Origin of the sequence: Thioalkalivibrio sp. ALJ7 (genome assembly GCF_000376865.1) — a bacterium.
GTDB lineage: Bacteria > Pseudomonadota > Gammaproteobacteria > Ectothiorhodospirales > Ectothiorhodospiraceae > Thioalkalivibrio.
Genome location: NZ_AQXQ01000011.1, coordinates 378,040 through 390,217, shown reverse-complemented (window position 1 = coordinate 390,217; position 12,178 = coordinate 378,040). Strand labels below are relative to the sequence as shown.

Here is a 12,178-nt window from a genome sequence, read left to right as displayed (position 1 = left end):
CTACACCCGGTTGGCGTGAATCAGGCGCCAGCCGCGCGCGGGATGTCGATGTAAACGGGTACGGCTCGCGTAGTCGCATTCGAACTGGAACAGCCGATCGTCCGGCACGCCCATGACCCATCCCACCAGGGCGCGGATCACCCCGGCGTGCGCCACCACCAGCACCCGTTCGGCGGCCAGGCTCGCCACCGCGCTCTCGAAGCCTGCTTCTACCCGGCGCCGGAAGGCCTCCAACGGCTCGGCCCCGGAAGGGCGAGCATGGACGGGATCGGCGTAGAAGGCGCGATACTCCTCGGGCCGATCACGTTGCAACTCCACCCGTGTGCGTCCCTCCCAATCGCCGAAGCCCACCTCGCGCAGGTCTGACTCCAAGGTGATGGGCAACGCCTGGCTGCCCGCAAGATGTTCGGCAAACGCGCGGCAGCGCTGCATCGGAGAACTGACCACGTACTGCCACTCCTCCTCGCCCCGAACCGCCCGCTCCATCTGGCTCCAGCCGCGCGCACTGAGCGGGTCGTCACAGCCATGTCCTCGATAGCGCTGGCCACCCTCGGGCTCGCCATGGCGCAGCAAATCCACAATCATGCCGTCACCTCTCGAATCTCGCGCTGCAGCCGGGCCCAGTCGAAGCGGGGCCCCGGGTCGGTCTTGCGCCCGGGCGCGATGTCGCTGTGTCCAGTCAGGGCGTCGGGTCCGATGTCCTTGTAGTGCACCCGGAGCCAGCGCACCAGGCGCGCCAGCTCGGTGTACTGCACTGGAGCAAACGGCTCCTCGTCGGTTCCCTCCAGCTCGATCCCAATGGAAAAGTCATTGCAGCGCTGGCGCCCCTCCCATTGCGATACGCCCGCGTGCCAGGCCCGCTGGGAGAACGGAACGAACTGAGTGAGGCGACCCTCGCGATCAATCAGAACATGTGCCGAAACCTGCAATCCCGCGATCTCGGCGAAGTAGGGATGAGCCGCCGGGTCCAGGCGATTCTGGAACAGCTCCGCGATATGCGGCCCACCGAACTCGCCCGGCGGCAGGCTGATGGCGTGCACCACGATCAACTCCGGCCCCTGCGCCGGTGGCCGCGCGTCCTGATTCGGACTCTCCACCCGGCGCGCCGGCGGGTACCAGTCGCGGGACGAATCCAACATGGGCTCTGATCGGCTCAAGGCGCCTCCTCCGGCGGGCGGGACAGCACATCCGCCAGCGTTTCCCGCAACAACGGCAGGCGCGGCGGGGCCTCCAGGCGCCCGTGGTAGGCCCCCGAGTGGAACACGAACAGCGCCGGGAGATGGAAAACCTCGAACTCCCGCACCAGGGCGGTATCGGTCTCGACATCCACCACGAACAAGGCAGGCGAGTCCGATTCTGTCTGCCACTGCGCCAGGACACGCCCCATCACCTTGCACGAGCCACAACCCTGGCGGGTAAACAGGATGACCGCCGGACCGGACACATCCATCAAGCACTGATGAAAATCGAACTGGGTCAGGCGCGGAAGGGGTTCGGGACCCTCGGCGGATGCCGCAGTGCGCGGTACGTTGGTCAATGGATTACCCTCACCGCTGCTGTCTTTATGAATGCGGGATCGTGGGTTAGTTTACGCGCCCTGCCTCGAAGGAATCGACCGCCCCGGTGTCCGAACTCAACCCCCAACAACAGGCCGCCGTGACCACCACGGATCACCCCCTGCTGGTCCTGGCCGGCGCGGGCTCCGGCAAGACGCGCGTGATTACGGAAAAGATCGCGCACCTGATCGAAAAGCGGGGCCTGGCCGCGCGCCAGATCGTGGCCATCACCTTCACCAACAAGGCTGCGCGCGAGATGCGCGAGCGGGTGCAGGGGCGACTGTCGCGCGAGCAGTCGCGCGGCCTCAATGTCTCCACCTTTCACACCTTTGGCCTCCAGTTTCTGCGTCGCGAGCTGCAGGCCGCCGGGTTGCGCGCGGGCTTCTCCATCCTGGACCCCGGCGATTGCCGGCAGCTGCTGCGCGAGATCACCTATCGTGACGACACCGGTTCCGAGGTCGACGCGCTGATCGGCCACATCAGCCGCTGGAAAAATGACCTGATGACGCCCGTGGAGGCGCTGCACGAGGCCAGCCAGATGGCGGACGCGCCCGAGGCCATCGCCGCGGCCAACCTGTATCCGCGCTATGAGGACGCCCTGCGCGCCTACAACGCGGTGGACTTCGACGACCTGATCAAGCGCCCGGTGGACTGCCTGCGCGACGACCCGGAACTGCGCAATCGCTGGCAGGACCGCATCCGCCACCTGCTGGTGGACGAATACCAGGACACCAACTCCGCCCAGTACCAGCTGGTGCGGCTACTGATCGGCGTCAGCGATGGCCTCACGGTGGTCGGCGACGACGACCAGTCGATCTACGCCTGGCGCGGTGCGCGCCCGGAAAACCTCGTGCGGCTGCAGGAAGACTTCCCCCGTCTGGAGGTGATCAAGCTGGAGCAGAACTACCGTTCCACCAACCGCATCCTGCATACCGCGAACGCCCTGATCGGCAACAACCCGCACGTGTTCGAGAAGCGCCTGTGGAGTGCGCTGGGCGAGGGCGAGAAGATCGAGGTCATCGGCTGCTCCGACGCCGACACCGAGGCGGCGCGGGTGGTCTCCGAGCTGATGCGGCGACGCTTCCGCCTGAATGACGGCTGGGGTGACTTCGCCATCCTCTACCGCAGCAACCACCAGTCCCGGCTGTTCGAGAAACTCCTGCGCGAGCAGGGCATCCCCTATCGCCTGAGCGGCGGGCAGTCGTTCTTCGAGAAGGCCGAGATCAAGGACCTGGTCGCCTACCTGCGTCTGCTCGCCAACCCGGACGACAACACCGCCTTCCTGCGTGTGGTCAACGTGCCGCGCCGCGAGATCGGCCCGGCGACCCTGGAAAAGCTCGGCCACTACGCCAACCAGCGCGGCACCTCGCTGCTGCAGGCCGCACGCGGCGCCGGTCTGTCCGAATACATGGACGCCCGCGCCCAGGCTCGTCTGGAGCGCTTCACCGATTGGATCGACGGGTTTCAGCGCCGCGGACAGGAGGAAAGCGCGGATGCCCTGCTACGTGGCCTGATCGAAGACATCGATTACGAATCCTGGTTGCTGGAAAACAGCCCCAACCCGCGCGCTGCCACACGGCGCATGGAGAATGTGCGCGAGTTCATCGACTGGGTGGGGCGCATGGGTGGCGGCAACACCAGCGCCGAATACGGCGACGACGAGGCGGAGGATGATCAGGGCATGGACCTGGCCGACATCGTCAACCGCATCAGCCTGATGGATATCCTGGACCGCAACCGCGAGTCCCAGGACGGCAACGAGGCGGTCCAGCTCCTGACCCTGCATACCGCCAAGGGTCTGGAGTTTCCGCATGTCTGCCTGGTCGGCTTCGAGGAGGAACTGCTACCCCACCGGGTCAGCGTCGAGGACGACTCCATCGAGGAAGAACGCCGCCTGGCCTACGTCGGCCTGACCCGCGCCCAGCGGACCCTGCTGATCACCTACGCCCAGCAACGCAGCCGCTACGGCGAGAGCATCGACTGCGAGCCCTCGCGCTTCCTCGACGAACTGCCCGAGGAACACCTCGAATGGCCCGACGCCAAGCCGCCGGACCCCGAGACCCAGCAACTCACCGCCCGCGCCCACCTCGCTGGCCTCAAGGCCATGCTGGAGAAGTAACCCCCCGAAAACCGCGCGCGGTCAGTTTGGCTTGAGCAGCTTGAGGCCGACGCGGGTGATGCGGGGGCCGTCCATTTCGCGGATGACCAGGCGCATGGGGCCAAGGTCGACGGCGTCGCCCACGACCGGTTCGGCCTGGAGTTCCTGGCGCAGGTAGGCCTCCAGGGTGTCGCCCTGGCGCTCCGGCGGGACGGGGGCACCGTAGGCCATACCCACCGCGCCCAACTGGGCGTCGCCGTTGAGCGCGAATTCCCCGAACACACTGCGCTCGGTGAGGCGCTCGGGCACCTCGTCCTTCGGCACGAACAACCGGTCGAGGTCATGAAGATCGGTGGGCGCCACCATGATGTAGAGGTGGTCGCCGGCGTGCAGATCCAGCAGCTCCAGCGTCTCCAGCAGCTTGCCGCCGCGCAGGTGGGCAACGACCCGAGCCGTACCCGGCAGCCGGAAGTTCGACCAGGCCTCGCGCACCACCGGCGTGGTCTCGGCAAGGCGATATCCCACCAGCTCCATCTCCTGCTGCCCGGGGATATCCAGCTCGGTGCGCTGTACCCGCGCCGTGGTCGGCGGCAGCTCCAGACCCAGCCAGCGCGCCAGCGGGGCGACGGTCCAGCCCTGCACCAGCAGTGACAGCAGGACCACGAAGAACACCACATGGAAGAAGTAGCCGGCCAATTCCAGCCCGGCCAGCAACGGGAACAGGGCCAGGATAATGGGCACCGCTCCACGCAAGCCCACCCAGCCGATGAACAGTTGTTCGCGCCAAGGGAAATGGAACGGATAGAGGCACAGCCAAACCGCCAGTGGGCGGGCCACCAGGATCAGCACGGCCGCCAGCAGACCTGCGTCCAGCGCCACTGGCGGCAATTCGGAAGGCGCAACCAGCATTCCGAGCATCAGGAACATGCCGATTTGCGCCAGCGATGCGATGCCGTCATGGAAGCGCTTGATGTTCTGCGAGGCCTCCAGCGGGCGGTTCCCCAACAGCAGCCCGGCCAGATACACCGCCAGGAATCCGGAACCCCCGACCAGTCCGGTCAAACCGAAGATCGCGAGCGCTCCCGCCATCGCAAACAGAGGGTAAAGACCGGCGGCCATGGGCACCCGGTTGATCAGCGCCAGCAGGGCGAAACCACCGCCGACACCGACCGCGGCGCCCAGTCCCATCTGCTGGACGAACTCGATCAGCACCACCCAGCCAAAGCCCTGATCCGGCATCAGGATCAGCTCGATCAGCACGATGGTGAGGAAGATCGCCATCGGATCGTTGGCGCCGGATTCGATCTCCAGCGTAGCGCCGACACGGCTCTTCAACTCCAACCCGCGCGAGCGTAACAACGAGAACACGGCGGCCGCATCCGTGGAGCCGACAATGGCCCCCAGCAACAGGCCTTCCAGCCACGACAACTGCAGCCACCAGACCGCAAACAGCCCGGTCAGTCCCGAGGTCACGACCACGCCAACGGTAGCCAGACCCGCCGCCGGCTTCAGTCCGATGCGGAAGTTGCGTGACGGTGTCCGCATCCCACCGTCGAACAGGATGACTGCAAGGGCCGCGGAGCCGATCAGGTGGGCAAGAGTGATATTCTCGAAAACCAGACCGCCCGGGCCTTCCGGGCCGAGCAGCATCCCAATGACGAGGAACACCAGCAGCAGGGGCACCCCCAGCCGCGAGGTGATCACGCTCGAGAGGATGCTCCCCAGCAACACGATGGCGGCCAGGAAGATGATCTGGTTGGAGAGGTCCATGCATCGATCATACCGGAACGCCCATGGGTCCCGCCGCACGCGCCAGGGCCTGGCCACGGCCGTTCTAGCCGGAGGGGCGCTGTGCCTGACCGCCGTCCCGGCCGAGGCCCAGCGCGGCGTGGATGCGGTGCATTTCGAGTTCGAGAACGACCTGTTCGCGGGCGAAGATCGCTACTACACGAACGGCTTCCGGATCGGCTGGACCCGCAGCGAGGAGCGCGTCCCTTCCTGGCTGCAATCGGTGGCCGACAGCCTGCCGTTTTTCGTCCAGCGGGACGAACCAGGGCGCCTGAAGGCGGCGATCCACCTGGGCCAGAACATGTACACGCCGGAGGACATCGAGCGTACGCCGCCGGACCCGGATGACCGGCCCTACGCTGGCTGGCTGTACCTGAATTTCAGCATGGCCGAGGAACACGGCGACCGCCTGGACCGGCTGCAGGTCACCCTGGGTACAGTCGGGCCCGCATCCTTGGCAGACCGCACCCAAAGGGAGGTACACCGCTGGTCCAGCGCGCCGGAGCCAAAGGGTTGGGACCACCAGATCGGCAACGAGGCAACGCTAATGGTCGCCTACGAACGCCAGCTGCGCAGCCGGTCCCATCGCGGGGAGAACGGATGGGGCGCGGACCTGACGCCCCACTGGGGCGCCACGGCCGGAACGCCGTTCACCTTTGCGAACGCCGGCGCCATTGTGCGCGCCGGGCGCAATCTTCCACGCGACTACGGCCCACCCCGGATCGGGCCGGCGCTTTCGGGTTCCCATACCTTTGAAACCACCGCGCGTGCAGGCGGCTACGCCTTTGCCGGCGTGGATACCCGGCTGATGCTCTACGACCTGTTCCTGGATGGCCCCGTGTTTCGCGACGGGCCGTCCGTGGACAAACATCCAGTCGTAGGCGAATTCACCGCGGGGGTGGTATTCCACCTCTCCAACGTTCGCGTGGGCTATACCCATGTCTGGCGTTCGCGCGAGTTCAGTGGCCAGGCCAAGCGCGCAGCGGAATTCGGCTCGCTACACGCCACCTGGCAGTTCTGACCTCAGAAGATCGCCGCTTCCACATCGGGATAGGTCGTCGCCACCGACCGCTCGATCTTCTCCTCGAATCCCGGATAGGCTTCGATCAAATCGCCCATGTGCTCGCGCACGAGCGGTACGGTCTCGAAATCCGCCAGACCGCGCTCCACACCCTCGGCGATGCCGTCCCACAGGATCGTCAAATAGCGCTGCAGGCGCGTCAGGGTCTCTGCACCTTCCAGGCGCCCGTGACCGGGCACCACGACCTCGGGCTCCAGCGCAATGAGGTCGTCCAGCAGGTCGATCCACTGCGCCACGTCGCCATCCCAGACGGACGGCGCCCGGTCGCTGTACACCACGTCGCCCGCCAAAAGGACCCGCTGCTCGGGGAGCCAGACCATCAGATCGCCCGGCGAATGGGCACCGCCCGAGGGCATGACCACGACCTCCGTTCCGGCCAGGTCGAGCACCTCGCGTTCATCCACCATACGATCCGGGAAGGCCGGGGTGGTCTTGCCTGTCGCGCCTTCAGTCATTTCATTGAAGTTCTCGATCCAGCCATCGGCCTCGGCCTGCATACGCTCCGCGGCCGCGGAACCCGCCATGATCTCCGGTTCGTCGTCGACAAAAGCGTGATTGCCCAGCCAGTGGTCACCGTGGCTATGACTGTTCACGATCCAGCGCACCGGCTGATCGGTGACCTCGCGGATCGCCTCGCGCAGCGCCACGCCCATGGTCTCGGAGGAACCGGTATCAAATACCAGCACACCGTCATCGGTCACCACGAAGGCCATGTTCGCGTTCCACCCCAGGTTCTCGCGGCTGGGCAGATCTCGTGCGGGCGTCATTACGGCATAGACCCCGGGGGCCACCTCCTCCGCCGCCATCGCATAGTCTTCGGGTGCCGCAGGCCCCTTCGCCTGCCCGCCGGAGGCGTCATCCGCCTGTAACGGGGCCATGCCAACGATCACCAAAGCCAACAGCCAGGTCGGTATCCATGCCTTCATCGTCTGTTCCCTGCCTTGTAGTAAAGTCTGTCGCGATAACGAATGGACCTTTGGTGCGACCCAAAGTGCCGGTACATCCGTACCACTCCCCCGAATGGGTTAGCATCGACAGCTACGCTTTCCCGCGCGGAGCCAGCTGTGCAACGAATCTCTCGCACCTTCCTGACCGGCCTGGCCGCCATCCTGCCCATCGTGATCACGCTGGCCTTGCTGTGGTGGCTGGGCAGCACCGCCGAAAGGGTCCTCGGAGGCCTGCTGCAGGCCGTCCTGCCGGACCTGCTGTATTTCCCGGGTATGGGCATCCTCGTCGGCATTGGGCTGGTATTCGGGCTGGGTGTGCTCCTGCAAGCCTACGTAGTGCGCTGGCTGCTCGGATGGCTGGAAGGGCTGATGCAACGCATCCCGGTGGTCAAGACCATCCACGGCACGGTGCGCGACGTCACCAAGCTGCTATCGGGCGACATCCACAAGCAATTCGGCCAGGCGGTGCTCGTGCAGTTTCCCGGCAGCGACTTCAAGCTGGTCGGGTTCGTCACCCGCGAGGACTTCGCCGGCCTGCCCGACAACCTCGGGGGCGAGGAGACCGTGGCCGTCTACATGCCGATGAGCTACCAGATTGGTGGCTACACCCTGATGTTGCCGCGCAAACGCATCGAGCCGCTGGACCTGTCGCTGGAAGACGCCATGCGCTACGCCCTGACCGCCGGTGTCTCGGCGCGCAAGGATCCGTCCTGAAACGGCTGACAGGTTAGAATCCGCGCATGGACGAAGACACGTCAAAGCCGCGCATCCTGGTCGGCGTCAGCGGCGGCATCGCTGCCTACAAGGCTTGCGAACTGGTGCGCGAACTCAAGCGCGCCGGCTGCGCCGTGCGCGTGGTGATGACCGAGGGCGCCCAGGCCTTCGTCACTGCGCTGACCTTCCAGGCCCTGTCCGGCGAACCGGTACGCACCGGCCTACTGGACTCGGAAGCGGAATCCGGGATGGATCATATCGCCCTGGCGCGCTGGGCCGACCAGGTCGTCGTGGCCCCAGCCACCGCCGACCTGATGGCCCGCATGGCCCATGGCCAAGCGGATGATCTGCTTACCGCCCTGCTGCTGGCGACTGAAGCCCCGGTTGCCCTGGCCCCGGCAATGAACCATCGCATGTGGGCGCACCCGGCCACCCAGGCCAACCACGCACTGCTGCAAGAACGTGGGGTGCGCTTTCTCGGCCCGGATGCGGGCGACCAGGCCTGCGGCGAACAGGGGCCCGGACGCATGTGGGAACCTGCCACCATTGCCCACGCACTGCTGCACCCGGCGCCCGGGCCCCTGGCCGGACGCCGGGTGTTGATCACCGCGGGCCCGACCCACGAACCGATCGACCCGGTGCGCTTTTTGGGCAACCGCAGCTCCGGCCGCATGGGCCTGGCATTGGCGGCCGCGGCCCGGGACGCAGGTGCCGAGGTCACGCTGGTCCATGGGCCGATCGCGCTGGCACCCCCCGCGGGCGTGGACCGCATCGCGGTGGATACCGCCGCCGCTATGCACGCGGCCGTGCTCGAACAACTGCCCGAGGTCGACGTGTTCATCGCCGCCGCGGCCGTGGCCGACTATCGCCCAAGCGAATCCCAAACGGAGAAGTTGAAGAAGTCCTCGGATACGCTAACGCTCCCGCTGGAGCGCACCACCGACATCCTGGCCGACGTGGCCGCCCGCACCGACCAACAGACACCGCGACCGTTCCTGGTGGGCTTCGCTGCCGAAACCGGGAACCTGCGCGAGTACGCCCGCGGAAAGCTCGAAGCCAAGGGGCTGGACCTGATCGCCGCCAACGATGTCAGCGCCGGCCAGGCCATCGGCACGCCGGACAACGCCCTGCTGTGCCTGTGGAACGACGGCGAACGCGAACTCGCGCGCCAGCCCAAGGACACGCTGGCGCGGGCTTTGATCGAACTCATTGCCGAACGCCTCCCCGCGCGCGAACCCAATCCATCCCGCAAAGAATGACTGGCCGCAAGGAATGACTGGATGCCTGCCCCCGAAATCGACCTGAAGATCCTCGACCCGCGCATGGGCGCGGACTTTCCACTGCCCGCCCCTGCCACCGATGGCTCGGCCGGCGTGGACCTGCGCGCGATGATCGAGCAGCCCCTGACCCTGGAACCCGGCGCCGCCGAGCTGATCCCCACCGGCCTGTCGATCCATATCGAGGACCCGGGCTACGCCGGGATGATCCTCCCACGCTCGGGCCTGGGACATAAGCACGGGCTAGTGCTGGGAAACCTGGTCGGCCTGATCGATGCCGACTACCAGGGCCCACTGATGATCTCCTGCTGGAACCGGGGCACCAACGCCTACACCCTGGAAGTCGGCGAACGCCTGGCCCAACTGGTGATCGTGCCAGTCGTCCAGCCCCGCTTCCGCGTAGTCGAGGACTTCGAGGAAAGCCACCGCGGCACAGGCGGCTTCGGCTCCTCGGGCCGCGGCTGACACCGACCGAGGCGTCGACCCGCGTCAGGTCTCCAGCGCCGACGCCGGCCCGAAGAACTCGTAGCTCACCTGATCATCCGGCACACCCAGCCCGCGCAGATGGGCGCGCACCTGTTGCATAAACGGTTTTGGCCCCAGGAAATAGACATCCACATCGCGCGGGTCGGGCAACCACTCGGCGAGCTGTTCGCGACTCAGGAAACCCTCGGCATGCGGCTGGTCCCCGGCGCGCGGCTCGCTGTAGCAATAGCGCCGGGTCAGACTGGCCGTACGCCCCGCCTGCCGCTCCAACCAGTCGCGAAAGGCGTGCACGCCGCCGTGTCGTGCGCAGTGAATAAAGTGCACCTCTCGGCCCTCCGCCAGCGCCGCCTCGGTCATCGCCATCGCTGGCGTAATTCCGACGCCCGCGGTCACCAGAGCCACCGGGCGGTTGGTCGGCTGCAGCACAAAATCCCCGGCCGGCGGGAAGACGTCCAGCGCATCACCCTCCTGTACCCGATCATGCAGGAAGGTTGAGGCGACACCGCCCGGTTCGCGCTTGACGCTGATGCGCAGGGTTTCGCCATTCGCGGCCGCCGAAAGGGAATAGTTCCGGCGGACTTCCTCGCCGTCGATCATCAGGCGCAACCCGAGATACTGCCCCGGCTGATGCGGCGGCACCGGTTCTCCGTCGACGGGCTTCAGGTAGAACGAGGTGATCTCGTCGCTCTCGGGCACCTTGCGCTCGACCCGAAAGGCACGAGCACCGCGCCAACCACCGAGCTGCTGCTCATGCGCGGCGTAGACGCCTTCCTCGGCCTCGATCAGGATATCGGCAAGCTGCTGATAGGCCGCGCCCCAGGCTTCCAGAACCGGAGCCGTCGCTACATCCTCGCCCAGCACTTCACGCATCGCCTGAAGCAGGCAGTCGCCGACGATTGGGTAGTGCTCCGGCTGCACCTGTAACGAGACGTGCTTGTTGACGATCTGGCCCACCAAAGGCCCCAAGGCCTCCAGTTCGTCGATGTGCCGCGCATAGTTCAGTACCGCATTGGCCAGCGCCCGAGCCTGTTCGCCGCTGACCTGATGGGCCTGGTTGAAAAGGGGTCGAACCTCGGGATAATCCTGCAGCATGATCTGGTAGAAGTGCCGGGTCAGGGCCTCGCCACCCGCTTCTAGGAGTGGAACGGTTTTCTGAATGATCGCCTTCTGTTCGTTCGAGAGCATGTGCCAACCTTTTTTGTTGCATTTTAAAAGAAGCTTTATACCGGCCCCCACCACCGACGTCAAACGATGCAACTTATGTACATGTTTTAAGCGCGACTCACCGCACCAAGCAGACCGGGTGCTAAACTACGCGGCTGCAAAAACCGACAACCGGACCCGCCATGGATACCCAGACGGCCCATTCCGTTGCCCACGTACTGATCGAGGCGCTGCCCTACATCCAGCGCTTCGCGGGCAAGACCATCGTGATCAAGTACGGCGGCAACGCCATGACCGAGGACCACCTGAAGGCCTCGTTCGCGCGCGACATCGTGCTGCTGAAACAGGTGGGGGTGAATCCGGTGGTGGTGCACGGCGGTGGGCCGCAGATCGGGGACCTACTGAAACGCCTGGGCAAGGAGACCGAGTTCGTCAACGGTCTGCGCGTCACCGATCGCGAGACCATGGACGTGGTGCAGATGGTGCTCGGCGGCATCGTGAACCAGGAGATCGTTTCGCTGATCAACCGCTTCGGCGGGCGCGCCGTCGGCCTGACCGGGAAGGACGGGCAGATGATCCGCGCCACCCCACTACGCGACTTCGGCGCCGCGGAAGGCCAACCCACCGTGGACCTGGGCCATGTCGGTCAAGTCGAGGGCGTGGACCCAGCGATCGTGCATACCCTGGACGACAGCGATTTCATCCCGGTGATCGCTCCCATCGGCTTCGACCACGACGGCAAGGCCTACAACATCAACGCCGACACCGCTGCTGAAAAACTCGCGGTCGTGCTGGACGCGGAAAAGCTGTTCCTGCTGACCAACACCCCCGGCGTACTGGACGGCAGTGGCAAGCTCCTGACTAAGCTCTCAGCCCCTCAGGTCGACGAGATGATCCGCGACGGCACCATTCACGGCGGCATGATCCCGAAGATCCGCTGTGCCCTGGATGCCGTCCGCAGCGGGGTAAACGCTACCCACATCGTGGATGGCCGAGTGGAACACGCCGTATTGCTGGAGCTGCTGACCGACCAGGGCGTCGGCACGCTGATCAGCCGGTAACGAACC

The 12,178-nt window shown here is 66.0% G+C and carries 12 protein-coding genes; 6 read left to right on the top strand and 6 right to left on the bottom strand.

What is annotated here, in order from left to right:
* Genes D002_RS0108105 through D002_RS0108095 form a run of 3 tightly spaced genes read right to left on the bottom strand, consistent with a single transcriptional unit; the run spans nucleotide 1 to nucleotide 1,480 of the window.
* Entirely contained in the window at nucleotides 1–585 is a 585-nt protein-coding gene (locus D002_RS0108105) for a histidine phosphatase family protein (RefSeq protein ID WP_018141417.1), read from the bottom strand.
* The gene (gene ampD / locus D002_RS0108100; protein ID WP_018141416.1) at nucleotides 582–1,139 is read right to left on the bottom strand and encodes a 1,6-anhydro-N-acetylmuramyl-L-alanine amidase AmpD; all 558 of its coding nucleotides are present in this window, start codon (nucleotides 1,137–1,139) and stop codon (nucleotides 582–584) included. The genes D002_RS0108105 and ampD overlap by 4 nt, the downstream gene beginning before the upstream one ends.
* A gap of 14 nt (nucleotides 1,140–1,153) precedes the next feature.
* Nucleotides 1,154–1,480, bottom strand: a complete 327-nt coding sequence (locus D002_RS0108095; protein WP_196800116.1) for a thioredoxin family protein — start codon at nucleotides 1,478–1,480, stop codon at nucleotides 1,154–1,156.
* A gap of 143 nt (nucleotides 1,481–1,623) precedes the next feature.
* Between D002_RS0108095 and D002_RS0108090 the strand changes: the two genes are divergently transcribed.
* The gene (locus tag D002_RS0108090) at nucleotides 1,624–3,675 is read left to right on the top strand and encodes a UvrD-helicase domain-containing protein (RefSeq protein WP_018141414.1); all 2,052 of its coding nucleotides are present in this window, start codon (nucleotides 1,624–1,626) and stop codon (nucleotides 3,673–3,675) included.
* A gap of 21 nt (nucleotides 3,676–3,696) precedes the next feature.
* Here D002_RS0108090 and D002_RS0108085 read toward each other — a convergent pair whose 3' ends face one another.
* Nucleotides 3,697–5,424: a potassium/proton antiporter gene (locus tag D002_RS0108085; protein ID WP_018141413.1), complete on the bottom strand. Its 1,728-nt coding sequence runs from the start codon at nucleotides 5,422–5,424 to the stop codon at nucleotides 3,697–3,699.
* On the opposite strand from D002_RS0108085, the gene D002_RS0108080 reads away from it, so the two are divergent.
* A complete protein-coding gene (locus D002_RS0108080; protein ID WP_018141412.1) occupies nucleotides 5,423–6,463 on the top strand; it encodes a lipid A deacylase LpxR family protein in 1,041 nt (346 codons plus the stop codon). The genes D002_RS0108085 and D002_RS0108080 overlap by 2 nt on opposite strands.
* Before the next feature lie 2 nt (nucleotides 6,464–6,465).
* Here D002_RS0108080 and D002_RS0108075 read toward each other — a convergent pair whose 3' ends face one another.
* Nucleotides 6,466–7,401: an MBL fold metallo-hydrolase gene (locus D002_RS0108075; RefSeq protein ID WP_196800115.1), complete on the bottom strand. Its 936-nt coding sequence runs from the start codon at nucleotides 7,399–7,401 to the stop codon at nucleotides 6,466–6,468.
* Nucleotides 7,402–7,587: 186 nt separating this feature from the next.
* On the opposite strand from D002_RS0108075, the gene D002_RS0108070 reads away from it, so the two are divergent.
* The 3 genes from D002_RS0108070 to dut are packed head-to-tail and all read left to right on the top strand — an operon-like array spanning nucleotide 7,588 to nucleotide 9,926.
* Nucleotides 7,588–8,184 carry a DUF502 domain-containing protein gene (locus D002_RS0108070; RefSeq protein WP_018141410.1) on the top strand — a complete coding sequence of 199 codons (597 nt, stop codon included), beginning with the start codon at nucleotides 7,588–7,590 and terminating at the stop codon, nucleotides 8,182–8,184.
* Between the two features lie 26 nt (nucleotides 8,185–8,210).
* The gene (coaBC, locus tag D002_RS0108065) at nucleotides 8,211–9,443 is read left to right on the top strand and encodes a bifunctional phosphopantothenoylcysteine decarboxylase/phosphopantothenate--cysteine ligase CoaBC (protein ID WP_018141409.1); all 1,233 of its coding nucleotides are present in this window, start codon (nucleotides 8,211–8,213) and stop codon (nucleotides 9,441–9,443) included.
* Between the two features lie 21 nt (nucleotides 9,444–9,464).
* Nucleotides 9,465–9,926: a dUTP diphosphatase gene (dut, locus tag D002_RS0108060; RefSeq protein ID WP_018141408.1), complete on the top strand. Its 462-nt coding sequence runs from the start codon at nucleotides 9,465–9,467 to the stop codon at nucleotides 9,924–9,926.
* 24 nt (nucleotides 9,927–9,950) lie between these two features.
* Here the strand turns inward: dut and hmpA are convergent, their stop codons facing one another.
* Nucleotides 9,951–11,132 carry an NO-inducible flavohemoprotein gene (gene hmpA, locus D002_RS0108055; protein WP_018141407.1) on the bottom strand — a complete coding sequence of 394 codons (1,182 nt, stop codon included), beginning with the start codon at nucleotides 11,130–11,132 and terminating at the stop codon, nucleotides 9,951–9,953.
* A gap of 161 nt (nucleotides 11,133–11,293) precedes the next feature.
* On the opposite strand from hmpA, the gene argB reads away from it, so the two are divergent.
* Nucleotides 11,294–12,172, top strand: a complete 879-nt coding sequence (argB, locus tag D002_RS0108050; protein ID WP_018141406.1) for an acetylglutamate kinase — start codon at nucleotides 11,294–11,296, stop codon at nucleotides 12,170–12,172.
* Nucleotides 12,173–12,178 lie beyond the last annotated feature (6 nt).

Coding starts and splice junctions, on each gene's coding strand:
- coaBC (WP_018141409.1), top strand. CDS start 8,211: ATGGACGAAGACACGTCAAAGCCGCGCATCCTGGTCGGCGTCAGCGGC.
- D002_RS0108075 (WP_196800115.1), bottom strand. CDS start 7,401: ATGGCCCCGTTACAGGCGGATGACGCCTCCGGCGGGCAGGCGAAGGGG.
- ampD (WP_018141416.1), bottom strand. CDS start 1,139: ATGTTGGATTCGTCCCGCGACTGGTACCCGCCGGCGCGCCGGGTGGAG.
- D002_RS0108080 (WP_018141412.1), top strand. CDS start 5,423: ATGCATCGATCATACCGGAACGCCCATGGGTCCCGCCGCACGCGCCAG.
- D002_RS0108105 (WP_018141417.1), bottom strand. CDS start 585: ATGATTGTGGATTTGCTGCGCCATGGCGAGCCCGAGGGTGGCCAGCGC.
- hmpA (WP_018141407.1), bottom strand. CDS start 11,132: ATGCTCTCGAACGAACAGAAGGCGATCATTCAGAAAACCGTTCCACTC.
- dut (WP_018141408.1), top strand. CDS start 9,465: ATGCCTGCCCCCGAAATCGACCTGAAGATCCTCGACCCGCGCATGGGC.
- D002_RS0108085 (WP_018141413.1), bottom strand. CDS start 5,424: ATGGACCTCTCCAACCAGATCATCTTCCTGGCCGCCATCGTGTTGCTG.
- argB (WP_018141406.1), top strand. CDS start 11,294: ATGGATACCCAGACGGCCCATTCCGTTGCCCACGTACTGATCGAGGCG.